Here is a 22,997-nt window from a genome sequence, read left to right as displayed (position 1 = left end):
TGGCAGCGGACTATCGTGCTTTCTTGAACGGTTTGCCGCCAGCAGCCGGCTTGGCCGCGCCTCCTGTCACGCGCGGTGGCAGGCCCGTGTGCTGGGTCAGGATGCGGCCCTTCGTGGGCTGCTGCACCGTGCGCGACGCAGGTGCCACGGCGGGCTTGGCCCCTGTCGGGGTCGAGTTCTTGCGCCGCGCGCTCTGGTAACCACCGTCGGTGAGCGGCTGGAAGGTCGGGATCAGATGGTGCTTGCCGTTGCCGATCAGGTCCGCCCGGCCCATGGCCTTGAGCGCCTCGCGCAGCAGCGGCCAGTTGTTCGGGTCGTGGTAGCGCAGGAAGGCCTTGTGCAGGCGGCGGCGCTTTTCGCCGCGCACGATGTCCACAGACTCTTCATCCACATCGCGCATTTCGCGGCGCACGCGGGTCAGCGTGTTACGGCCAGAGTGGTACATGGCGGTGGCCGTGGCCATGGGGCTGGGGTAGAAGGTCTGCACCTGGTCGGCGCGGAAGCCGTTCTTCTTCAGCCAGATGGCGAGGTTCATCATGTCCTCGTCACTGGTGCCCGGGTGCGCAGCGATGAAGTACGGGATCAGGAACTGCTTCTTGCCCGCCTCTTCGCTGAACTTCTCGAACATCTGCTTGAACTTGTCATAGCTGCCGATGCCCGGCTTCATCATCTTGGTGAGCGGGCCCTGCTCGGTGTGCTCGGGCGCGATCTTGAGGTAGCCTCCCACGTGGTGCTGTACCAGCTCCTTCACGTACTCGGGCGATTTCACCGCCAGGTCGTAGCGCAGGCCCGATCCGATGAGTATCTTCTTGATGCCCTTGAGCGCGCGGCCACGGCGGTAGATCTTGATCAGCGGGCCGTGGTCGGTGGTGAGGTTCTGGCAGATGCCGGGGTACACGCAGCTTGGCTTGCGGCAGGCGGCCTCGATCTCGGGGCTGCGGCAGCCCAGGCGGTACATGTTGGCCGTGGGGCCACCCAGGTCGCTGATGGTGCCTGTGAAGCCCTTGACCTTGTCGCGGATGTCCTCGATCTCCTGGATGATCGAATCTTCCGATCGGCTCTGGATGATGCGGCCTTCGTGCTCGGTGATGGAGCAGAAGGTGCAGCCGCCAAAGCAGCCGCGCATGATGTTGATGGAGAACCGGATCATCTCCCACGCGGGGATCTTGGTCGCGCCGTCATGACTGCCGTTTTCGTCGGCGTAGCTGGGGTGCGGGCCACGCGCGTAAGGCAGGTCGAACACGTAGTCCATCTCAGCCGTGGTCAGCGGGATGGGGGGCGGGTTGATCCACACATCGCGCGCCGTCACACCCTCGCCGTGGGCCTGCACCAATGCACGCGCGTTGCCAGGGTTGGTCTCCAAGTGCAGCACGCGGTTGGCGTGGGCGTAGAGCACGGGGTCGCTTTTCACCTGCTCGTAGCTGGGCAGGCGGATCACGCTCTTCTCGCGCGGGGGCACCTTGAGCTTGGCCTTGAGCGCCGGATTGGCAACGAACTGGATCGGCTGAATGGCAGGGTTGGGGCTGTTTTGGCCGGTAGCGCTGGTGTTATTTGCGGTGCCCGCTACAGAATCAGTAGCATTCCCATCTTCTTTGCTGCAGGTGCTGCCTTGGGCCGCAGCCTGCTCGCTGGTGGTCATGTACGGGTTGATGTGCGCCTCTACGCGGCCGGGCTCGTCCACCGTGGTGGAGTCGATCTCGAACCAGCCCTTGCCGCTCTCGTCGTCCGGTCGGCGCACAAAGGCCGTGCCGCGCACATCGGTGATCTGCTCCACCGGTTCACGCGCTGCGATGCGGTGGGCCACTTCAACGAGCGCACGCTCGGCGTTCCCGTACAGCAGCAGATCGCACTTGCTGTCCACCACGATGGAGCGGCGCACCTTGTCGCTCCAGTAGTCGTAATGCGCAATGCGGCGCAGGCTGCCTTCAATGCCGCCCAGGATGATGGGCACGTCCTTGTACGCCTCGCGGCAGCGCTGGCTATAGACGATGGCCGCACGATCGGGGCGCTTGCCGCCCACGTCGCCGGGGGTGTAGGCGTCATCGCTGCGGATCTTCCGGTCGGCGGTGTACCGGTTGATCATCGAATCCATGTTGCCCGCCGTCACGCCCCAAAACAGGTTGGGCTTGCCCAGTGCTTTGAAGGGCTCGGCGCTCTGCCAATCGGGCTGGGCGATGATGCCCACGCGAAAGCCCTGCGCCTCCAGCGTGCGGCCGATCACGGCCATGCCAAAGCTCGGGTGGTCCACATACGCGTCGCCCGTCACCAGGATGATGTCGCAGCTGTCCCAGCCCAGTTTCTCCATCTCGGCGCGGCTCATCGGCAGGAACGGTGCCGTGCCAAAGCGCTTGGCCCAGTACGGACGGTAGCTGGTCAAGGGCTTTGCGGCGCGCGCAAAAAAGGAGACGTCAACGGGGGCGTTCATGCAAAGGGGGTCGCGGCCGCCCCCGGTGCGATGGGGGCCTTCGTGGTGCGCGTCTGTGGTGGATAACCCGTGATTTTACGTTGGCGGACGGTTTTTGTCGCCTTGGCGGCCCTTGCCCCTCACTGTTACAGGCTTGATGGCCGTCAGACATATACTTGCTTTTGTCAATTAATTAACTGACAGAGGCATTTATGAGCGACAACACCTCTACCCTTCCCGAGTCCGTCCCGGTGCCTGCGAGTGCGGTGAAAGCCGTGCGCCGGTTCAACCGCTTCATCACCCGCCGCATTGGCGTGCTGGACCCGTACCTGGGCAGCAAGCTATCACTGACTGACGTGCGCGTGCTCTACGAACTCGCCCATCGCGAGGCCCCTGTGGCCAGCGAACTCGCGCGGGAGCTGGGGCTGGACGGCGGGTACATGAGCAGGATATTGCGGCGTTTTGAGCAGGCCGGGTGGATAGAACGGCATGCCAACGCCAAGGACGCGCGGCAAAGCCTGGTCACGCTCACCGCTGCTGGACGCGAGGCGTTCGAGCCGCTGCAGCAGCGTTCGCGCGACGAAGCTGCCGCACTGCTCGCCCCCTTGCCCCCGGCTCGGCGCCAGGAGGTCGTGGAGGCCATGGACCGGATCGAAACCCTGCTGTCCTCCCCCTCCAACGCGGCGGATGGCACCCGAATCGCCGTCCTGCGCGACCCTTTGCCCGGCGACATGGGCTGGGTAGTGCAGCAGCATGGCGAGATCTATGGGCGCGAGTACGGCTGGGACAACCGTTTTGAGGCCTTGGTGGCAGACATCGCAGCGCAGTTCTTGCGCAAGTTCCAGCCTGCATGGGAGAAAGCCTGGATCGCCGAGCTGGACGGCGAGCGTGTGGGCTCGGTGTTTGTGGTGCGCAAATCGGCCACCACGGCGCAGCTGCGCATGCTCATCCTCAGCCCCAAAGCCAGGGGCCTCGGCCTGGGCGCCCGCCTCACCGACGAATGCATTGCCTTTGCACGTGCAAAAGGTTACAAAAAGATGGTTCTATGGACCAACAGCTGCCTCACAGCTGCGCGTGGCATCTACGGTCAGCGCGGTTTTCGGCTGGTCAAGACCGAGCCCTACGAAGGCTTTGGTCAGCAATTGGTGGGAGAGACCTGGGAGCTAAAGCTTTGAAATGAGGCAACACGACCCGCTGACCGACCAGCGGCCTTCAACGCGAGGCCACGGAGTATCTCGATGACTTTGTCCGATTCGCTTTTGATTCGCCCGGTCACGGCCGACGATGACCTCGCACGCCTGACCACCCTCATCCACTGCGCCTATGCACCCCACGCGCTGCGGGGTCTGCGCTTCTGGGGCACCCGCCAGTCTGTGGAAGATACGGCGAAGCGGTTTGCGTCAGGCACGGGGTTGGTGATGCTGGACGGCGAAGACTATGTGGGCACTGTCACGCTGCGACCGCCGCAACCCGAATCCTCAGTGCCGCTGTACCGCGACCCTTCGGTGTGGTCTTTGTGCCAGTTCTGCATCACCCCTGACGCCAAAGGCCGGGGTTACGGCACACAGCTGCACGCCTATGCCCTGGACTATGCCCGCAGAGCGGGCGCCCGGGTGATGGCGCTGGACACTGCGCAACCGGCCACGGCCTTGATAGCGATGTATGAATCCTGGGGTTACCGGGTGGTCGGCGAGTGCGACTGGCGCCCTTTGACCAACTACACCAGCGTGCTCATGGCACGCGACCTGGGCGCAGCAGACGGTGGCATGGGCAACACGGGGTGACGGGACGCTGCGTGGCTTGTCACGTCACGCAACACGCCGTGTCACCACTCACCGATTTCCCGCACGCGCTGCGCCAGGTCCGGCATCTCGTCGTCGTGCTCTTCCATTGCGTTTGGCATCGCGCCGGTCGATGCCACCATGCTGGCACCCGATGCCTGGGATACCGAGGGAGAGATGAAACGGCCGAACAGATGGCTGGCGAGGGAGGTAGGCAAAGGTGCAGAGAGCGAAGTGGCAAACATGGCGGTTCCTTTTCTGATGGCCCGGGCGCTTTCAAATGCGTAGCAACAGCGTAGGCCACAGCAACAAGTTCGCAGTGTAGGAACGCACGCCTATGGCATGTGTGACAGAACGCACATTCCCACCGCGATTTGTGCCGATCCACACCCTTCAGGGTCCGGGCTGTGACTTCCGTCACACACGGCTCCCTGCTGGCACCCAAAGCGCTCGCCGTACACTCGCTGCCCCATGCCCCAGACTCTGGCTGCCCCGGCGCACAGCGAACTCATCATCAAGAAAAGCCGCTTCATCGGCTGCGTGCAGCCCATGGCCGACCGCGCCAGCGCTCAGGCGGCAGTGGATGCGCTGTGGAAGCAACACCCTGGCGCAGCCCATATCTGCTGGGCGCTACTGGCGGGCGGACAGTCAGCTGCGGTGGACGACGGCGAGCCCGGCGGCACCGCCGGCCGCCCTATGCTGGACGTGTTGCGCCACCAGGACCTGGAAGGCGTGCTGGCCACGGTGGTACGCCACTTTGGCGGCGTCAAGCTGGGTGCGGGCGGCCTGGTGCGCGCCTACACCGACACAATTGCCCAGGCACTGCTGACGGCCCCCAAGGTCACGCTGCAGCGCATGGCCCTGCTGCAGTGCCAGGTGCCCTATGCCCTGGAAGGCCTGCTGCGCCGCGAAATTGAAGCTGCTGGCGCCGAATTGGTGGACGTGCAGCATGGCACCCTGGTCACCTTGCAGCTGCGCCTGCCCCAGACGCAAGCCACCCCTTTTGTGCAACGCATCAACGACCACGGGCAAGGCCGAGTGGGCTGGACGGACCCCGAGGCCTGATCGGACGCCGAGACCGGGCCCCCAAAGGGCAACCAGCTCGGTTTTCACATGCGCGCAAGCGCCCTCAGCGGCCTCACTGAAACGGCCTGTGCGCCTACAACGTTGCGGCGGCTCGCGCATCACACTCCGGGTTTTCAGACTCCGAGAAAGCCCCATGGCCCAACCGCTCGACACCATCATCATTGGCGCAGGCACGGCGGGCCTGGCCGCGCTGCGTGAAGTGCGCAAGCGCACCGACCGCTACCTCATTGTCAATGAAGGCCCCTGGGGCACTACCTGCGCCCGCGTGGGCTGCATGCCGTCCAAAGCGCTGATCGAGGCGGCCAACGCTTTCCACCGCCGCCACACCTTTGAAGCATTTGGCCTTCGGGGCGCCAGTGCATTGACCGCAGACCTGCCTTCCGTGCTCCAGCGCGTGCGCGCACTGCGCGACGACTTCGTGGCGGGCGCCCTCAAAGCCACCCATGAACTGGGCAACAACAAGGTGTCAGGGCGCGCCACGCTGCTGGGGCCGCGTTCGGTGGACATTGATGGCACGGCTTACGCCACGCGCAGCATCATCATCGCCACGGGATCACGCCCCCGTGTGCCCGAGGCATGGCTGGCGTTTGGCGACCGCATGCTCACCACCGACACCTTGTTCGAACAACCAACCCTAGGCCCCCGCATTGCAGTGATCGGCATGGGACCGATTGGAGTGGAGCTATCCCAAGCGCTCGCGCGGCTGGGCCTGCAGGTGGCTGCGTTCACCACTGGCCACACGCTGGCTGGCTTGAGCGACCCAACGCTGAATGCCGAGCTGGCGGCCCTGCTCAAGCAGGACATGGTGCTGCACATGGGCGCCGAGGCGCAGCTGCGCGAAGTGCCTGGAGGCATTGAAGTCGCCAGCGGCGCCAACCGCGTGGTAGTGGACCAGGTCATCGCCGCCATGGGCCGGGTGCCCAATATTGAACACCTGGGACTGGAGACACTGGGCGTACCGCTGGATGCGCGCGGCCTGCCCACCGTAGACCCACAAACCCAGCAAATTGGCAATTTGCCGGTGTTTCTGGCGGGTGACGCCAACACCCACACCCCGTTGTTGCACGAGGCGGCCGATGAAGGCCATATTGCAGGCCTGAACGCCCTGGCCCCCAATCCCACGCGCTTTCGACGCCGCACCTTGCTGTCCATCGTGTTCGCCGACCCCAACGTGGCCGTGGTGGGACCGCGCGTGGCCGACATGGACGCGCACAGTACCGTCACCGGCACCGCCAGCTACACAAACCAGGGCCGTGCCCGCACCGCCCAGCGCAACCATGGACGCCTGTGCGTCTATGCGGACCATGCCAGTGGTCGCCTGCTGGGCGCCGAGCTGTGCACCCCTGACGGCGAGCACCTGGCGCACCTGCTGGCCTTGGCCGTGCAGCAGCAACTGACAGTGCACGACCTCTTGGGCATGCCCTTCTATCACCCCACGCTGGAAGAAGGCCTGCGCACCGCCTTGCGCGACGCAGCCCGCCAGCTGCCACACACCCACGCCTCCGACCTGGCCGCCTGCCCAGCCCTTGGGGTACCCGCGCTGGACTAGGCGGAGCACTACAGGGCAGGTTCACGACCGCTGAACATGTAACAACGCTCAAGCCGCGTTCTGCCGCGCCGATAACCCACCATTGCCCCGAGGAGTCACCATGGACGTCGCCCTGACCAACAGCATCGTCAACACCGCTACCAACCTGGCCAGCGCCAAGACGTCGGACGCCTTGAACATGGTGGTACTGAAAAAGGCGCTGGACATGCAGGCCGTATCGGCCGCCACCATGATCGACGCCATGCAGCAGTCCATGCCCCAGCCCCAGCTGGCCACCAGCGGCACGTTGGGCACCAACGTCAACACCTTCGCCTGAGAGGCTGAGCCCCTCCCGTCTGGGCACCTCAGCGCAAACGCGCAGGCGACAGCCCTTCCACCCCCACGCCCTCGCGCACCAGCTCCTCGGACAGCGGCTCGCCCCGCAACAGTTGCCGCGCCAGCAACGAGGCGCCCGCCGCGCTTTGAATCCCGTATCCGCCCTGCCCGGCCAGCCAGAAGAAGCCGGGCACGTGGTTGTCCCAGCCGATCACCAAGTCGCCATCCGACACGAAGGAGCGCAGCCCGGCCCAGGTGTGCGACGGGCGGCGGATCTGGAAGCGGGTCATTTCCTCGATGTGATAAATCCCGGTGGCCACGTCGAGCTCTTCCGGCACCACATCGTGCGGATGTGTAGGGTCGGCATTGGCCGGTGAGCCCAGTAGTTGCCCCGCGTCGGGCTTGAAGTAAAAGCTCTCGTCGATGCCAATCACGGCTGGCCAGTGGGTGGCATCCATGCCATCAGGCACAGGAAAGGTGAATGCCGTACGGCGGCGCGGCTCCAGCCCGATGGGTGGTACACCGGCCAGGCCCGCCACCACATCGGCCCAGGCACCCGCGGCATTGACGATGGTGGGGGCGGCAAACAATCGCCCATCGGCCAGCGTCACCTGCCACACAGTGCCTTCGCGGCGCACAGCCGTGACCTCAGCGTTCGTCAGCACCTGGCCGCCATGCTGGCGCAGGCCACGCAGGTAGCCCTGGTGCAGGGCGTTCACATCAATGTCGGCCGCCTCGGGCTCGCTCATGCCGGCTGCCACAGCCTCGGGTTTGAGGCAGGGCAGCATCGCCTGCAGCTCGGCCTTGTCCACCCATTGCACATTGGGCGAGGTGGCATGTGCTTCGTCGTAGGTCTGCTTGAGCAGGTCCAGCTGGTCCGGCCCGGCCACATAGACCACGCCCCGGGGCGAGAGGATGGGGTCAGAGCCAAACTCCACCGGCGGCGCGTCGTAAAACGCCCGGCTGGCCCGCGTCAGCGCCTGGATGTTGGGCGTGCCATAGGTCGCCATGTACAGCGCTGCCGAGCGGCCGGTGGTGTGGTAGCCGGGCTGCGATTCGCGCTCCAGCAGCAGCACTCTGGCGCTCTGCCCTGCGGCGCCGGGCTGCACCAGTTGCCAGGCCACGGAGGCCCCGGCAATGCCTCCGCCGATGACGATGGTGTCTACGGTTTGCATCTGCTCCTCCTGCTCAAACGGCCGACACCTGCGCTGCCGATGCCGCACGGTCGTCACGCGGCAGGCTGCGGGCATCGCGGGGGTCGGGTGCCACGGTCACGATGGAGGTCAGCGCGGGTTCGGCATTGGTTTGCATCAGCTTGGCGATGTCGGGCCGGGGCCGTGCCAGCCCAGCAATGCCCTTGAACGCCTGCTCCAGCGCATGCCCCACGCCCAGCGTGTGGCGGTCGGCACGGAAGCGCCCCACGATCTGCAGGCCAAACGGCATCCCGGCGTCGTCCAGCCCACAGGGCAGGCTCAGCGCCGGGTGGGTGGTGAGCGTGGTCACATAAGTCAACGCCAGCCATCGGTAGTAGTTGGCCTGCGGCTCGCCGTTGATATGGCTGGCAAACAGCTCGGTCCACGCAAACGGCGACACCGGCGTAGTGGGCGCCAGGATCACGTCGTACTCTTCGTACAGCTTCTGGAACCGCGCCAGGATGCGTGTCTGCTCGGCCTGCGCCCAGGCGCTGTCGAGCAGCGTCATGGCGGCGCCCATTTCGTAGTTGGCGCGGGTGTTGGGGCCCAGGCTGGCGGGGTCGCGCTCGTAGGCCTCGCGCGTGCTGGCCACAAAGGCCTCGGCGCGCAGCACGTCAAAGCAGCGGTGCACATCGCCCAGGTCGATGTCGATGGCGTCGCAACGCGCAAACAGGTGCTTCATGGCCTGTACATTGCGGCGGAACACGGCGCGGATACCGTTGTCCACAGCGCAGGCACCAAAGTCCTCGGTATAAGCCACGCGCAGGCGGCTCAGGTCCACGGTTTCGGGTAACAGAAAGCTCATCGGGTCCAGCGGGTAGCTCAGCGGGTCGCCCGCCGACATGCCGGCCGATGCCGCCAGCTGCAGGCAGGCTTCTTCCACCGTGCGGCCCATGGGGCCGACCACCGAAATCGGCGTCCAGCCCAGCAGCTTGCGCGAGCTGGGCACCACGCCGGGCGAGGGCCGGAAGCCCACCACCCCGCAGATGGATGCAGGAATGCGCAGCGACCCACCCGTGTCCGAGCCCGTACACACCGGCAGCATGTCGCAAGCCAGCGCAACGGCCGAGCCGCCTGAAGAACCCCCGGCGTTCAGGTTGGGGTTGAACGGATTGCCCGTAGCGCCCCACACGGTGTTGCGCGAATTCGCGCCCGCCCCCATCTCGGGGATGTTGGTCTTGCCCGTGACGATGGCGCCCGCAGCGCGCAAGCGCGCCACCAGCACGTTGTCCTCGGCCGGAATGTGCTCACGGTAGATCTGCGATCCATAGGTGGTCAGCAAGCCCGCAGTGGCCTCCAGGTCCTTCACGCCCATGGGCAGGCCATGCAGCAGGCCCAGTGGTTCGCCGCGCAACGCGGCTTGCTCGGCCGCTTTGGCCTCGGTGCGGGCGCGGTCGTAGCAGGTGGCAGTGACGGCATTCACATGCGGGTTCACCGCCTCGATGCGGGCGATGCAGGCGTCGAGCAGCTCCACCGGCGAAATCTCGCGCGTGCCGATGTGATGGCGCAGTTCGTTGGCGGTCAGCTCAACCAGGGCTTGGGGGCTTGTTGTGGTCATCTCGGGCTTGTCTTCTTATTTTGGTCACACGGGTTCAGTCTGCGGTGATGGCTGCGCGCTGTGCAATGGCGCGCATCAGCGGCAGCTCCTTGTCGATCAGGTCGGCCAACGCCTTGGACGAAGCATAGGACGGCTCGAACCCCACCGCGATCATCTTGTCACGCGTTTCGGGGTCCGACACCACCTGGGCCAGCGCCAGCTCCAGGCGGGACTTCACGGCCGGCGGCAGGCCACGGGGCGCCACCATGGCCAGCCAGGTGTCCATCTCCAGGCCGGGGTAGCCACTCTCCGCCAGCGTAGGCACCTTGGGCAGCAGGGCCGAGCGTTTGCCAGAGGTCACCGCAATGGCCTTGATCTTGCCGTCCTTGAGCTGCGGCAGCGCAGCCGACACGGTATCCACCGTGAACGGGATCTGCCCGCCGAGCAGGTCGGTCATCGCAGGTGCACTGCCCTTGTACGGCACATGCTGGATCTTGAGACCCGCCGCGTGGAAGAACATCTCGCCCGCAAACTGCGAGGTAGTGCCCGTGCCGAACGAGCCATACGAATACTTGTCGGGCGCCGCCTTCACAAGGGCCACGAACTGCTTCAGGTCGCTGGCCGGCACATCCTTGTTGGCCAGCAGAATCAACCCCGTGCGGCCCGTGATGCCAATGGGCTCAAAGCTCTTGACCGGGTCGTACGGCAGCTTGGCGCGCACGGCGGGGTTGACGGTGAAGGTGGTGCCCGAACTCATGAGCAGCGTGTAGCCATCCGGCGCCGCCCGCGCCACCGACGTCGCACCGATCACCGTGCCCGCCCCCGCGCGGTTGTCGATCACCACGCTCTGGCCCAGCTTGTCGCCCAGCTTTTTGCCAATCAGCCGCCCCAGCACATCGGTGGCGCCACCGGGCGGGAACGGAATCACCAGCGTGATCGGCTTGGTGGGGAACGCAGCCTCCTGCGCCATTGCCGGAGTCCACGCAGTGGCCCCCAGGGCGGCACAGAGGACGGCAGACAAAAGCAGTTGCTTGCGGTTCATGGCGTGGCTCCAGATAGAAAAAGTGAAAAGAAAAAAAGAGGAAAAAAGTTGGCGGGCCATCAGGCCTGCGCAGCCAGCACGGCCCGCCCGCGCTGCACAAAGCCTTGGTACTGCGCATCGGGCACCAGCAGGCCGCCCGTGGTCCACACCAGATGCGTGGCCTGGTGCAGCAAGGCCTCAATGCCCGTGCTGCGCAGCCAGGCCTGCCCGGCCGTGGTACCCGTCAACATGGCCGGGCCGCTGAAGCCTGCGGCAGCCGAGGGCTCGAAGCGCTCGCCCAAGGCGTCCAGCACCCGCACCAAGTGTGCAAACAGGGTGTCATCGGCCACAGTGAACACGCCCGACAGCAGCGGACGCATCAGTTCGGCCGCCAACAGCGACGCGCGCGGCACGGCCAGGCCATCGGCCTCGGTGCGGTTGGTCAGGCCCCAGTCGTAGACCGAGGGGTGCCGCCCCACACCTTGCGTTGCATCGGCCATCATTTGCACCATGAAGCACGGCGACTGCACCGGCTCGGCGAAAAAACAGTGCACATGCGGCCCCAGCACCTGCCGCATACCAAAGGTGATGCCCGCTGGCGCACCACCCACGCCACACGGCAGGTAAACGATGAGCGGGTGCTCGGCATCCACCGCCACGCCCTGCTCGGCCAGTTGCTTTTGCAGGTGCAGCGCCGCTGCGCTGTAGCCCAGCAGCAGCGAGAACGATTGCTCGTCGTCCACAAAGTGGCACTGCGGGTTGCTGGCCGCCTCGGCACGGCCTGCGGCCACGGCGCGTTCGTAGTCGCCCGCGTGCTCCACCACCTGCACGCCACGCTGGCGCAGGCGGTCTTTCTTCCATTCCTTGGCATCGGCCGACATGTGCACCGTGGCCTGAAAACCTAAGGCAGACGCCACCACACCAATGCTCATGCCCAGGTTGCCGGTGGAACCCACCGCCACTTGGTAACGACCCAGCAGCTCGCGCGCCTGCGGCGTCGCCAGCGCTCGGTAGTCGCCGCCGGGCTCTACCAAACCATGCTGCAGCGCCAGCCCCTCGGCAAACTCCAGCACCTCGTGCATGCCGCCGCGCGCCTTGATGGAGCCCGCCACGGGCAGGCTGTGGTCGGCCTTGATGAACAGCCTGCCTTGCGCCTCGGCCAAGCCCAGTGCAGGCGCCAGCGCCGCAGCAGGCAGCAAGGGCGACTCCACCACGCCCCCGGTAGCGGCCAGTTCGGGGAACACCTGCGCCAGCAGTCCGGCAAAACGGGCCAGGCGGGCAGCCGCTCCTTGCGTATCATCCAGACTAATGGTTCTGCCCAGTGCAGGCAGCGCGGCGGCGGGCTGTGCCTGCCGCGCCGGGTTGGTCCAGAGGGCGGGCTGGGCGTTGCGCAGGCGGGTGGCCAGCAAGGCATCGATGGCAGCTTGGGGTTCGGCAATCGTCATGGCGCGTTCATCTCGAAAAGTCTTGCCCCCATTCTTCGCCGGTCACGCCCCCGTCACAAACCATTTATATTGAGCGCATCATTAGTATTAATAATGGATATTCGCCTCTCCCCCTCCCTGCTCGCCTGGCTGCGCAGTTTTGATGCAGCCGCCCGCCACGGCAGCTTTACCAAGGCGGCGGCCGAGCTGTGCATCACACAGGGCGCCGTGAGCCAGCAGGTCAAGCAGCTCGAAGACTGGCTGCGCCGCCCCCTGTTCCTGCGCACGCCGCGCGCCCTGGTGCCGACGCCCGAGGGCAAATGGCTGGCCGTGGTGCTGCGAGAGAGCTTTGACGCCATAGAAAGCACCCTGGCCCAGATGCGCCAGCCGACAGAGGCCGCCACCGCCACGCTGAGCTGCTCGCCCTCGTTTGCCATGAGCTGGCTCACCCCCCGGCTGGGCGACTTCTTTCGCCAGCACCCCCACACCGGGCTGCGCGTGTTTGGCGAGTTCCACACGCTGGACCGCACCCGCATGGTGCGCGACGGCGTGGAAGCCGCCGTGCGCTTTGACCTGGGTGGTTACCGCGACCTGAATGCCACCGTGTTCCTGGACGAATGGCTCATTCCGGTGGCCAGCCCCGAGTTCCTGGCCCGACACCCTCCCATCAACGCGCCCGATGATCTGCACGGCGAATGGCTGCTGCACGACGGCAGCGCCTGGGAAGGCGCAGACACCTACGAAGAATGGCAACACTGGTTTGCGCAGAGGGGCGCCGCACCACCGCCCTGGGCGGGCGGCCAGCAGTTCAACCTGTCGCAACTGGCCCTCGGCGCAGCGCTGGCCGGCCAGGGCATTGCCATGGGCCGCGCCGCGCTGGTGCTGCAGGATGTGAAGGCCGGGCGCCTGGTGCCGCTGCTGGGGCGCAGCGTGACATCGCGCGCGGCCTATTCGTTTGTGACCACCACGCACCCTAGCCCGGCAATGGAGCTGGTGAAAGAGTGGCTGCTGGAGGAGGCCCAGCGGTTTTGCACAGAGCGCAGCGAGGTATTGCCTCCGTTGGCTTCGTTGGCTTCGTTGGCTTCGTTCTAAACCGAGTCATGGCAGCGAAAATTTGTATATTTATATACTCTTTGTCTTAAAAAAGAGTATAAATATCATCATGCCAAACGATCTCATCCCCGCTCTCGCCGCCGCCCGCAAAGCCCACCAGATGACCCAGGCCCAGTTGGCCGAAAGTGCGGGTCTCTCCCGCATGACGGTGCAGCGCACCGAAGGCGGCGACCTGGACCCCCGCTATTCCACCCTGGCCGAAATGGCGCGGGTGCTGGGCATGGACATCATTGCCGTACCCAGCAGCCTGCGGCCCAGCCTGGAGGCATTCATTCAGGCCGGTGGCAAGTTTCTGGGCCAGCCCGAGGGGGTGGATGCGCCGCCCTCGGTGGTGGATAGCCTGCGCCGCTGACTCTGACGACGCACCACCCTACCGCACTGCCCAGCCCAAACCCCATGAGCACCTCCATCCGTTACCTGCGCCTGTACCTGCACCGCCCCCCGCAGGCGGACGGCAGTGCGGGCGAGTCAGGTACGACAGCAAGTCGTCGTGAGGCCATCGGCTACCTCTCGCAATACGGCGACATCCTGCGTGTGTCGTTTGACGAGAGCTACATCCGCAACCCGCAGCGCCCCACCCTGTCGCTCAGCTACCAGGGCGCGGACGAGGCCGCCACGCAGCAGATCCTGGCATCAGCACGCGATGCGCGGCTGGTGCGCACCGATGGGCGCTGGCCCGTGTACTTCCAGAACCTGCTGCCCGAAGGCCACAACCGCGAGCGGCTGGCGCGCGAGCGCGGCTGCAGCCCCGACGACGAGTTCGAGCTGCTGGCCGCTGCAGGCCATGATCTGATGGGCGCGCTGGAGGTGGAGCCCGTGCCCGCGCAAGACGGCATCCCGGACGTGGTGCGCTACTGGCACACCACACAGGGGCTCGATGTGCTGGAGCCAGGGTTTGTGGAGTTCCCGGTGGAAGACGCAGCCTCGCTCCCCGGCGTGGTGACCAAGTTCAGCGCGGTGCAGGACGGCCGCCGCTACACCGTGCACCGCCAGGGCGCGGCGGGCAGCGTGATTTTGAAGCTGCCTACCAGCGCGCACCCGGACCTGGTGGCCAACGAGTACACCGGCTACCAGCTGTGCATGGCGCTGGGGCTGAACGTGGCCTCGGCGCGCGTCATCACCCGCGCCGAGGCCGACCTGCCCGACACCGTTCCCTTCAACGACATCCTGGCCGTGCAGCGTTTTGACCACCTGCCCGGCGGCGCCCGTGTGCACATGGAGGAGTTCAACCAGGTGCTGGGCTACACGCCCCGCCAAAAATACGGCAAGTCGCACGGCAAGGGGGTATTGCACGACTGGGCCACCATGCTGCGTGTGCTCAACCGCCTGAGCCGGCAGCCGGTGCAGGACACGCGAGAATTTCTCGCGCGCATGGTGGCCTTCATCCTGATGGGCAACACCGACGCCCACCTGAAAAACTGGGCCCTGATCTACCCCGATGGCCGCGTGCCCCAACTGGCCCCGCTGTATGACCCGGTATGCGTGGCCGCGTTTTTTGATGGCGTGCCAGACCAGCAGTACGCCGTGAACCGAGCCATCGACAAAACCCTGCGGGCGCTGACCTGGGATGACATGGAAGGCCTGATGAAATCCGCCGGGCTGCTGCGCGTGCCCCGGCACCTGGCGCTGCTGCGGGATGTGGTGAAGCGAGCCAGTAGCGAATGGCCGAACCTGCTGCGGGATGCCCCGTCCAGTGTACGCAGTACGGTAACCCAAAGGCTTGCGGGCGGCATAGCCCTGACTCCGTGATGATTGACCACACTGAACCGTCTTAGCTTTCTGCGTCCATCCATGTACACCCCCATCCAGAAATCCATGCTCGCGCCAGCCCATGCATCCTTGCCGCACGATGCGGAGGTGGGCGCCCTGCAAGTCCCACACATCAAGCGCTGCTGGGCGCGCTGGATGTCAACCCGGCAGGGGCTGGTTGCAGCAGGTGCGCAAGCTGAAGCCCACCGCACGCAGATCGTGCTGTCAGCGCTGGGTGTGGGGTTGGAGCAAACCATGCAGTACGTGATGCGCCAGGCCCCAGACTTTGCTACTTTTGAAGACTGGATCGTCCGCACGGGGGGCGTGCCCGACGCAATCACCGTGGAGCGACTTCAAGCGCTTGTGGAAGGCCATCCTGCACCGCAAGCCTTTGTGGAACTTCACGCCCAAATCGATGCCATGGAGCCGGTGCTGGATGCCGACGACCTGGCCCACTGGGAAACGCATGGCTATGTGGTCGTGCGCCAAGCCGTCCCCGCAGCCGACAGCGCCGCGGCAGCGCAGGTGGTGTGGGACGCAGTGCGGGCAGACCCTGCAGATGCGCAATCCTGGTATGCCCACGCCCCACGCAACACCATGGTGCAACTGTTTCAACACCCAGCTTTTGAAGTCAACCGCCGCTCCCTGCGCATCCACAAGGCGTTCGCCCAGCTATGGGGCACAGCCGACCTATGGCGCAGCACCGACCGGTGCGGCTTCAACGCGCCCGAGCGTCCCGGCTACCCCTACGGGGGCCAGGGCATGCACTGGGATGTGAGCCTCTACCAGCCCATACCCTTTGCCACCCAAGGCATCCTGTACCTGACCGACACGCCCCCCGAACAAGGCGCCCTCACCCTGGTGCCGGGATTTCATCGCCGCATGGGTGACTGGCTGAGCCAGCTCCCCGCGGATGCCGCTCCCCGCCAGCAAGACCTGCAAGCCCTGGGCGCCACGCCCATCGGAGCCGACGCAGGCGACCTGGTGATCTGGCACCAGGCCCTGCCCCACGGCCCCAGCCCCAATCGGGGCACACGGCCGCGGCTGGTGCAGTACATCAACCTGACACCTGCTCACGTGCCCTGTCATGAACACTGGGTTTGAAGTGCGGGGGAAGGAGCACAGCAGGCGCAGCAAAAACCAGAAAATTCATAGCATTCAAGGCATATAAATCAAGCACTTTGAGCCATTTTGAGCCGTACGCTCCAGCGGACATCACACCGGCGCCCCAAACCATGCACCCACCCCCGCCGTAATGGCCATGGCCAGAGCCCCCCAGAAGCTCACGCGCCAGGCCCCCACGGCCATGCTTGCGCCACCTGTGCGCGCTGCCACAGCCCCCAGCAGCGCCAAAAAGATCAGCGCCGAGCCCGCCACCGCATACAGCAGGCTGCTGGCGGGCGCCACCACGGCAACAGCCAGCGGCAGGGCTGCCCCTACCGCAAAGCTGGCGGCTGATGTAAGGGCCGCTTGCACCGGTCGGGCAGCCAGCGCTGGGGACACATTCAACTCGTCCCGCGCGTGTGCGCCCAGCGCGTCGTGCGCCATCAGCTGCGCTGACACCTGCTGGGCCAGCTCGGGGGTCAGGCCTCGGCCGACGTAGATGGCGGTCAGTTCGCGCGCCTCGGCCGCAGGGTCTGTGGCCAGCTCCGCGCGCTCGCGGTCAAGGTCTGCCTTTTCGGTGTCGGCCTGCGAATGCACCGACACATATTCGCCCGCCGCCATCGACATGGCGCCCGCCACCAGCCCAGCGACCGCCGTCACCACGATGGTGGACTGGCTCGATTGCGCAGCCGCCACGCCCACCACCAGGCTGGCGGTGGAGACGATGCCGTCATTGGCCCCCAGCACCGCGGCGCGTAGCCAGCCAATGCGGTCAGAACGGTGGCCCTCGGTATGAGCACGGCGCGCGGTATGGGGCATGGGGGCTTCCAAAGTCAAAGGTACAAGCCAGCACCATACATGCACACTCCCGACAAGCCAAACCAACAGGTGGCCGCAGCGGGCTCTTACATCCTCTTGCACCGCTGCCAGCACGATGCCAGCGGTTTTGGATTATCTTGGTGGGCCGCGCTGCCGCCAACCTCTCGGCTGAAACCTGCAAAGGGCTGCCGTTTGCAGGCTCCCAGCGTTAGCAGACCTACAACCCGAAGGACGCCCGTGGCCAAAATTCTGGAAGTGAAATACGAGAACCAGGCCGATGCACGCGTGTGCGAAGTGGCCTACGAGAGCCAGGCCGACCTGTGCTGGCACGAGGTCGCCTACGCCACACAGGCCACAGGCGATGCGTCCTGGTTCTTCGTGAACTACGAGAACCAGGCCAGCTTCAAAATATTCAAGGTCAAGCGCGAGAGCCAGGCGGACCTCAAGGTCTTCAAGGTGGCCCATGCAGACCAAGCGGGCTGGCGCACCCAGGGGCATGCGCTCAAGGGCAAGCTGGCCTGACGAAGCCCGATGGGCCTACCCCCCTCGGGTGTGCGTGACCACACTACGCCCCTGCTGGTCTCAGCCAGCCTCACCCACCCACGCACTTTTGCAGCTGCTCGCCCAGCCCCGTGGCGCCCAGGCGCACCACATCACCAGGCTTGAGGAACCACGGCGCGGGCTTTTGCCCCAGGCCCACGCCTGCAGGCGTGCCGGTCAGGATGAGGTCGCCCGGCTCCAGGGTCATGAACTGGCTGATGTACGACACCACGGTGGGCACGCCAAAAATGAAATTGCGCGTGCTGCCGTTTTGCACACGTTGGCCATTCACCTCTAGCCACAGGTCGATGGCGTGGGGGTCGGCCACCTCATCGGCCGTCACCAGCCAGGGGCCAATGGGCGCAAAGGTGTCGTAGCTCTTGCCCTTGTCCCACTGCCCGCCGCGCTCCAACTGCCAGGCACGCTCGGACACATCGTTGGCCAGCACATATCCGGCGACATGGGCCAGCGCGTCGGCCTCGGACACATGACGGGCGCGGGTGCCGATGACGATGCCCAGCTCCGCCTCCCAGTCGGTCTTGATGGCGCCAGGCGGTATCCGCACATCATCGTTGGGGCCGCTCAGCGCGGTCACGGCCTTCATGAACAGCACCGGCTCGGCGGGCGGCTGCATGCCCGCCTCCTTGGCGTGGTCGGCATAGTTGAGGCCCACGCACACGATCTTGCCCACACCGCCCACCGGACTGCCCAGGCGGGGCGAGCCATAGACGGCAGGCAGGCGGCGCGCGTCAATGGCGGCCAGCGCCGACAGGGCGCGCGGGCTGAGCTGCGCGGGGCCGATATCAGGCAACAGCATGGACAGGTCGCGCAGCGTGCCTTGGGCGTCCACCAGACCGGGGCGTTCTGCACCAGGCTGGCCGTATCGAATGAGTTTCATGGGGTGTCCTTGTCTCTATGGATGAATCCAGGGCCCGGGGGGCGTACCACCCGGCAGCATAGCGGCACACCGCCTTGCGCGCGTGCACCAATGGCCGCCCCGGGCTTGCCCGATGACGACGCCCCGACGCCAGCGCACCGCCTCATGCGCGCGTAACATCACGGGGGCCGCCGCATCACCGAACAGCTATCACAATGATAGCTATCAAGGCATGAATTACCGGCGCATCAGCCACTTTTCACTGAATCTAGCACCCATGGCACCCGCCACCGCCTCACCCCCCCCCACCGAAACGCCTGCGCGCCCGCAGCCCCGCAACCCGACCGATCTGTTCTGGTCCTTCACCTGGCTGGCGCTGCAGGGTTTTGGTGGTGTTCTGGCGGTCGTGCAGCGCGAACTGGTGGAGAAAAAACGCTGGATGACGAACGAAGAGTTTGTCGAAGACTGGGCCGTGGCGCAGATCATGCCGGGCCCCAACGTGGTCAACCTCAGCATCATGATCGGGGACCGCTACTTTGGCCTGCGCGGCGCGTTTGCAGCGCTGGCGGGCATGCTGACGTTTCCGCTGATGCTGGTGCTGGCGCTGGCGGTGGTGTATGCGCAGTTCTCTGCCCAACCGGCCGTGGCAGGCGCGCTGCGTGGCATGGGGGCCGTGGCGGCAGGCCTGATTGCCGGGGTGGGTATCAAGCTGTTTGTCTCCATCCGCAACCATCCGCTCGGCCGCCCCCTGTGCCTGGCCATCACGGCGCTGACCATCGTGGCCATGGCCTGGCTGCGCTGGCCGCTCTTCTGGATCCTGCCGGTGATCGGCGGGGCCGCCTGCCTGCTGACCTGGAGAAAGCTCGCACCATGAGCAGCACCGCCTCCCTCACCGCGCCGCTGATGGCCCTGAGCATCGGCGACTGGTTCAACCTGTTCCTGTATTACCTGTCGCTGTCGCTGCTGGCTGTGGGTGGCGCCATTGCCACCGCGCCCGACATGCACCGCTTTCTGGTCGAACGCCAGGCGTGGCTGACCGACCCGCAGTTCAACGCCTCCATCGCCATCGCCCAGGCCGCACCGGGCCCCAACGTGCTGTTCATCGCCCTGCTGGGCTGGAACGTGGGCATCAACGCAGGCGGCCCCGGTGTGGCTGGCTGGCTGCTGGGCGCGCTGGGCATGGCGGTGTGCATGCTGGGCGTGATGCTGCCCAGCAGCCTGCTGACCTGGACGGCCACGCGCTGGGGCCACCGCAACCGCGAGCGGCGCGGCGTGCGCGCGTTCAAGCAAGGCATGGCCCCGGTGGTGATCGGCCTGCTGGTGGCTACGTCCTGGGTGCTGGCGCGCGCCCATGGCGAATGGACCACCGACTGGCCACTGTGGCTGCTAACCGCCACAGCCACGGTGCTGGTCTGGCGCACCAAGCTGCACCTGCTGTGGATGCTGGGCGCCGGTGCACTGCTGGGTGCGCTGGGGCTGGTCTGAGCTACGGGGTGAGACACCTCACCTGGCGGTGCCACCAAAAAAGGGGCCAGCGCATGCGCTGGCCCTTGCACCTTGTGAGGCTGTCGGTCTTGCCGCTGAGCGGGAGGGCGCGATCTGCGCGCTAGCTGATCCGGCGACCGTTCTCCGCGTAGATCGCCAGGTAGATGGCGTCCGAGCCGATGTAGGGCGCCTTGTTGCCAAAGCCCACGTTGAAGTCGCCAAACGACAGAGACCGGATGGCCATCAGCCCGGCGCGCAGGCGTTCGCGCGTGGGTTCCTTTCCTGCGTTCTTCAAGCCTTCGATCATGATCTGGGCGTTAAGCCAACCTTCCAGCGCGCTGCCGCTGTTCAAGAACGCAGGATCACCCCCCGTGGCCTTCATGGTGCTCTGGAACTTGCGCACCACCACCGATTTTTGCGAGTTGGCATCCGGGAACACCTGCACCAGCGCCAGCCCGCGCGTGGACGCGGCCAGCTTGGGCAACTCCGACGAGATCACCGTGACAGACAGGCCGGCCAGGGGCACGCCCTGCGCCTTGGCACGGAAAGCCTGCACAAACGCGGTGTTGGCCGTGCCCGTGGTGGCCAGCAGCACGGCACCGGGGCGCTCTGCCGCCACCTTGTCGGCCAGCTCGGCGCCATTTTTGCCGTCCACCGCCAGCGCAAACTCGCCGCCGCGCTCGACCTTGATCTCGTCCAGCGCCGCAGACATGTCCTTGAGCACCTCTTTGCCAAACGGGTTGTCCAGGTACACCACGGCAATGCGCTTGAGGCCCATGTCCACGATCTGCTTGACCAGGCGCTGGGTTTCTTCGCGGTAGCTGGGGCGCAAGAAGAACACGTGCTTGTTGGCCGCTGCACGCAGCGATGTGGCGCCGGTCACCGGACCCACGGTGGGGATGCCCTTGGACTCGATGAGCGGCAGGATGGACGCGGTGTTGGCCGTGCCCAGGGGCGAGATCAGTGCGAACACCGACTGCGCCTCCACCATCTCGGTCACGTTCTTGAGCGTGCGCGCAGCCACGTAGCCGTCGTCCTTGACCTCCATGCGGATCTCGCGGCCCAACACGCCGCCAGCGGCATTCACCTCGGCAAACGCGGCCTTCATGCCCGCCACCTGCTCGATGCCTGCCTGGCCGAGCGGGCCCGTCAGGGCAATGGAACAGCCCAGGGTAATGGAGCGCGCAGTCAACGCCTCCTCGGCCGCCATCGCGGTGTGGGCCCATGCGGGCAGGCCAGTGGCGGCAACGGCCTGGGTGGCACGCAAAAGAAAGTGGCGACGGCTCATGGTGTGCAGGGCAGATAAAACAAAGGTGGAGCAGGCTACCGGCCAGAGCGCCTCCCCGCCTGTCAGCTGTGCGACAAAGGGTGGCAGGAGTACGTCAAATCAGGGTTTCTACCGGGATTCGACAGCGTGTGAACGCCCCCTGCAGCACCGCGCAACCCGGGGCTGAGCGCCTGCGCCACGCACACCCGCTCAATCGCCCAGCAACTGCGGCAGCACCGTCGCCGCCGTGCCGCGCAGCACCGCGTGCGCTGCATCGTCCAACGCACTGGGCGCGGGGTTGAGCACCACCACCCTGGCACCGGCGGCCCGAGCCTGGTGGGCCAGACCCGCTGCGGGGTACACCGCACCGGCCGTGCCCACCACCAGCATCAGGTCGCACTGGTTGGCCGACTGTTCGGCGGCCTCCAACGTCGCCAGCGGCAAAGGCTCTCCAAACCACACCACGCCCGGACGCAGCATGTTGCCGCAGCGGTCGCAGTACGGCGGGTGGCCGGCCACTGCGTGGTCGATGAAGCAGCAGTTGCGCGGGGTGTCGAGCCAGCGGTCCTGAAAAATGTCGCCGTGCAGGCACAGCACGCCGGTGCTGCCCGCGCGCTGGTGCAGCCCGTCCACGTTCTGGGTGATGAGGGTGATGCAGTCGGGGCAGCGGCGCTGAAAGTCGGCCAGCGCCAGATGCCCTGCGTTGGGCGACACGCCAGCCAGCAGGTCGCGCCGGTACTGGTACCAGTCCCATACCCGCTGCGGGTGGGCGCGAAAGCCTGCCTCGGTCGCCATGTCTTCGGGGCGGAACTGCGCCCAGTAGCCCGTCTGCACATCGCGGAAGGTGGGCACGCCAGATTCGGCGCTGACCCCTGCGCCCGTCAGCACGGCGATGCGCTGGCTTTGCCGGACCCAGGCTTTCACGGTGTCCAGCATGGTGCCTTCCTCGGTGGAGCCAGCGGGCCGAGGATCAAGTCCTCTGGCGCAGCGCCTCGTACAGGCACACGCCGCTGGCCACGGACACGTTCAGGCTCTCGACCGCGCCCTTCATGGGGATGCTTACCAGCTCATCGCAGGTCTTGCGCGTGAGCTGGCGCATGCCGTCGCCCTCGGCGCCCAGCACCAGGGCCACGGGGCCTTTCAGGTCCACCTGATAAATGGTCTTGGGCGCATCGTCGCTGGTGCCGATGCACCAGATGTTGCGCTCCTTGAGTTCGTTCAGGGTGCGCGAGAGGTTGGTGACCATGAAATACGGCATGGTCTCGGCCGCACCGCTGGCCACCTTGGCCACGGTGGCGTTGATGCCCACTGCGTGGTCCTTGGGGGCGATGACCGCATGGGCACCCGCGCCGTCGGCCACACGCAGGCAGGCACCCAGGTTGTGCGGGTCGGTCACGCCGTCCAGCACCAGCAGCAGGGGCTGCTCGATGCCTGCGGCTTCGAGGTTTTCCAGCAGCTCATCGAGCGAGGTGACCTGCGCCACGGGCTCGACGCGCGCGGCCACACCCTGGTGGCCATGGCTGCCCGCCAGCTTGGCAATGCGCACGCTGTCGGCTTCGATGAGGCGGGCACCTGCCTCGCGGGCACGGTCGAGAAACTGGCGCATGCGCGCATCGCGGCGCGTGGCTTCGTAGTAAATCTCGATGATGGATTGCGGCGCGGTCTTCAGACGCACGCCCACGGCGTGAAAGCCGAAGAGAACTTTGGGGCTGGACATGGGGGGATTATCCGCT

General features: G+C 66.1%; 23 protein-coding genes. 12 read left to right on the top strand and 11 right to left on the bottom strand.

Annotated elements, in window-relative coordinates:
* Window positions 1-10: 10 nt before the first annotated feature.
* The gene (locus ATF69_RS09890; RefSeq protein WP_146870816.1) at window positions 11-2,425 is read right to left on the bottom strand and encodes a YgiQ family radical SAM protein; all 2,415 of its coding nucleotides are present in this window, start codon (window positions 2,423-2,425) and stop codon (window positions 11-13) included.
* Window positions 2,426-2,616: 191 nt separating this feature from the next.
* On the opposite strand from ATF69_RS09890, the gene ATF69_RS09885 reads away from it, so the two are divergent.
* Window positions 2,617-3,579 (top strand): bifunctional helix-turn-helix transcriptional regulator/GNAT family N-acetyltransferase, encoded by a 963-nt coding sequence (locus ATF69_RS09885; protein WP_146870815.1) that lies wholly within the window; start codon window positions 2,617-2,619, stop codon window positions 3,577-3,579.
* A gap of 63 nt (window positions 3,580-3,642) precedes the next feature.
* The gene (locus ATF69_RS09880; RefSeq protein WP_146870814.1) at window positions 3,643-4,188 is read left to right on the top strand and encodes a GNAT family N-acetyltransferase; all 546 of its coding nucleotides are present in this window, start codon (window positions 3,643-3,645) and stop codon (window positions 4,186-4,188) included.
* A 41-nt stretch (window positions 4,189-4,229) separates the two neighbouring features.
* On the opposite strand, the gene ATF69_RS09875 is transcribed toward ATF69_RS09880, so the two are convergent.
* On the bottom strand, window positions 4,230-4,430 hold the full coding sequence (locus ATF69_RS09875) for a hypothetical protein (RefSeq protein ID WP_146870813.1): 201 nt from the start codon (window positions 4,428-4,430) through the stop codon (window positions 4,230-4,232).
* Window positions 4,431-4,656: 226 nt separating this feature from the next.
* On the opposite strand from ATF69_RS09875, the gene ATF69_RS09870 reads away from it, so the two are divergent.
* The 3 genes from ATF69_RS09870 (at window position 4,657) to ATF69_RS09860 (ending at window position 7,136) form a co-directional block, all read left to right on the top strand.
* Window positions 4,657-5,250, top strand: a complete 594-nt coding sequence (locus tag ATF69_RS09870) for an IMPACT family protein (protein ID WP_056744645.1) — start codon at window positions 4,657-4,659, stop codon at window positions 5,248-5,250.
* Between the two features lie 154 nt (window positions 5,251-5,404).
* Window positions 5,405-6,820, top strand: coding sequence for a dihydrolipoyl dehydrogenase (locus tag ATF69_RS09865; protein WP_146870812.1), 1,416 nt, complete (start codon window positions 5,405-5,407; stop codon window positions 6,818-6,820).
* A gap of 100 nt (window positions 6,821-6,920) precedes the next feature.
* Complete coding sequence (locus ATF69_RS09860; RefSeq protein WP_056744641.1) at window positions 6,921-7,136, top strand: YjfB family protein; 216 nt, start codon at window positions 6,921-6,923, stop codon at window positions 7,134-7,136.
* A 28-nt stretch (window positions 7,137-7,164) separates the two neighbouring features.
* Here the strand turns inward: ATF69_RS09860 and ATF69_RS09855 are convergent, their stop codons facing one another.
* Genes ATF69_RS09855 through ATF69_RS09840 form a run of 4 tightly spaced genes read right to left on the bottom strand, consistent with a single transcriptional unit; the run spans window position 7,165 to window position 12,331 of the window.
* Window positions 7,165-8,310, bottom strand: coding sequence for an NAD(P)/FAD-dependent oxidoreductase (locus ATF69_RS09855; protein ID WP_146870811.1), 1,146 nt, complete (start codon window positions 8,308-8,310; stop codon window positions 7,165-7,167).
* A gap of 13 nt (window positions 8,311-8,323) precedes the next feature.
* Window positions 8,324-9,886, bottom strand: coding sequence for an amidase (locus ATF69_RS09850; protein WP_146870810.1), 1,563 nt, complete (start codon window positions 9,884-9,886; stop codon window positions 8,324-8,326).
* Between the two features lie 34 nt (window positions 9,887-9,920).
* Window positions 9,921-10,907: a Bug family tripartite tricarboxylate transporter substrate binding protein gene (locus ATF69_RS09845; protein ID WP_146870809.1), complete on the bottom strand. Its 987-nt coding sequence runs from the start codon at window positions 10,905-10,907 to the stop codon at window positions 9,921-9,923.
* Between the two features lie 59 nt (window positions 10,908-10,966).
* The gene (locus tag ATF69_RS09840) at window positions 10,967-12,331 is read right to left on the bottom strand and encodes a D-serine ammonia-lyase (protein WP_146870808.1); all 1,365 of its coding nucleotides are present in this window, start codon (window positions 12,329-12,331) and stop codon (window positions 10,967-10,969) included.
* A 93-nt stretch (window positions 12,332-12,424) separates the two neighbouring features.
* On the opposite strand from ATF69_RS09840, the gene ATF69_RS09835 reads away from it, so the two are divergent.
* From ATF69_RS09835 to ATF69_RS09820, 4 genes are all read left to right on the top strand, one after another.
* Window positions 12,425-13,402, top strand: a complete 978-nt coding sequence (locus tag ATF69_RS09835; protein ID WP_146870807.1) for a LysR substrate-binding domain-containing protein — start codon at window positions 12,425-12,427, stop codon at window positions 13,400-13,402.
* A 70-nt stretch (window positions 13,403-13,472) separates the two neighbouring features.
* The gene (locus ATF69_RS09830) at window positions 13,473-13,775 is read left to right on the top strand and encodes a helix-turn-helix transcriptional regulator (protein WP_056744627.1); all 303 of its coding nucleotides are present in this window, start codon (window positions 13,473-13,475) and stop codon (window positions 13,773-13,775) included.
* A gap of 44 nt (window positions 13,776-13,819) precedes the next feature.
* Window positions 13,820-15,172 carry a type II toxin-antitoxin system HipA family toxin gene (locus ATF69_RS09825; RefSeq protein ID WP_146870806.1) on the top strand — a complete coding sequence of 451 codons (1,353 nt, stop codon included), beginning with the start codon at window positions 13,820-13,822 and terminating at the stop codon, window positions 15,170-15,172.
* A 42-nt stretch (window positions 15,173-15,214) separates the two neighbouring features.
* Complete coding sequence (locus ATF69_RS09820) at window positions 15,215-16,276, top strand: phytanoyl-CoA dioxygenase family protein (protein WP_235511576.1); 1,062 nt, start codon at window positions 15,215-15,217, stop codon at window positions 16,274-16,276.
* A 111-nt stretch (window positions 16,277-16,387) separates the two neighbouring features.
* Here ATF69_RS09820 and ATF69_RS09815 read toward each other — a convergent pair whose 3' ends face one another.
* Window positions 16,388-17,095 carry a VIT1/CCC1 transporter family protein gene (locus tag ATF69_RS09815; RefSeq protein WP_146870805.1) on the bottom strand — a complete coding sequence of 236 codons (708 nt, stop codon included), beginning with the start codon at window positions 17,093-17,095 and terminating at the stop codon, window positions 16,388-16,390.
* Between the two features lie 237 nt (window positions 17,096-17,332).
* Between ATF69_RS09815 and ATF69_RS09810 the strand changes: the two genes are divergently transcribed.
* Complete coding sequence (locus tag ATF69_RS09810) at window positions 17,333-17,617, top strand: 7(1) septoil knot domain-containing protein (protein WP_146870804.1); 285 nt, start codon at window positions 17,333-17,335, stop codon at window positions 17,615-17,617.
* Window positions 17,618-17,687: 70 nt separating this feature from the next.
* On the opposite strand, the gene ATF69_RS09805 is transcribed toward ATF69_RS09810, so the two are convergent.
* Window positions 17,688-18,533, bottom strand: coding sequence for a fumarylacetoacetate hydrolase family protein (locus ATF69_RS09805; RefSeq protein WP_146870803.1), 846 nt, complete (start codon window positions 18,531-18,533; stop codon window positions 17,688-17,690).
* 256 nt (window positions 18,534-18,789) lie between these two features.
* Between ATF69_RS09805 and ATF69_RS09800 the strand changes: the two genes are divergently transcribed.
* Together ATF69_RS09800 and ATF69_RS09795 are read left to right on the top strand one after the other, a co-directional pair.
* Window positions 18,790-19,386 carry a chromate transporter gene (locus tag ATF69_RS09800; RefSeq protein ID WP_099732119.1) on the top strand — a complete coding sequence of 199 codons (597 nt, stop codon included), beginning with the start codon at window positions 18,790-18,792 and terminating at the stop codon, window positions 19,384-19,386.
* Window positions 19,383-19,997, top strand: coding sequence for a chromate transporter (locus ATF69_RS09795; protein WP_146870802.1), 615 nt, complete (start codon window positions 19,383-19,385; stop codon window positions 19,995-19,997). Before ATF69_RS09800 ends, ATF69_RS09795 begins: the two co-directional genes overlap by 4 nt.
* A 121-nt stretch (window positions 19,998-20,118) precedes the next feature.
* On the opposite strand, the gene ATF69_RS09790 is transcribed toward ATF69_RS09795, so the two are convergent.
* From ATF69_RS09790 to rlmB, 3 genes are all read right to left on the bottom strand, one after another.
* Window positions 20,119-21,285, bottom strand: coding sequence for an ABC transporter substrate-binding protein (locus ATF69_RS09790; protein WP_146870801.1), 1,167 nt, complete (start codon window positions 21,283-21,285; stop codon window positions 20,119-20,121).
* A 189-nt stretch (window positions 21,286-21,474) separates the two neighbouring features.
* A complete protein-coding gene (locus ATF69_RS09785) occupies window positions 21,475-22,200 on the bottom strand; it encodes an SIR2 family NAD-dependent protein deacylase (RefSeq protein WP_146870800.1) in 726 nt (241 codons plus the stop codon).
* A 34-nt stretch (window positions 22,201-22,234) separates the two neighbouring features.
* Window positions 22,235-22,981 (bottom strand): 23S rRNA (guanosine(2251)-2'-O)-methyltransferase RlmB, encoded by a 747-nt coding sequence (rlmB, locus tag ATF69_RS09780; protein WP_056063133.1) that lies wholly within the window; start codon window positions 22,979-22,981, stop codon window positions 22,235-22,237.
* Window positions 22,982-22,997 lie beyond the last annotated feature (16 nt).

Origin of the sequence: Acidovorax delafieldii, assembly GCF_007993815.1 — a bacterium.
Classification (GTDB): domain Bacteria; phylum Pseudomonadota; class Gammaproteobacteria; order Burkholderiales; family Burkholderiaceae_C; genus Acidovorax; species Acidovorax delafieldii.
The sequence above is the reverse complement of the archived record's forward strand: the minus strand, read 5'-3'. Positions and strand labels throughout refer to the sequence as shown.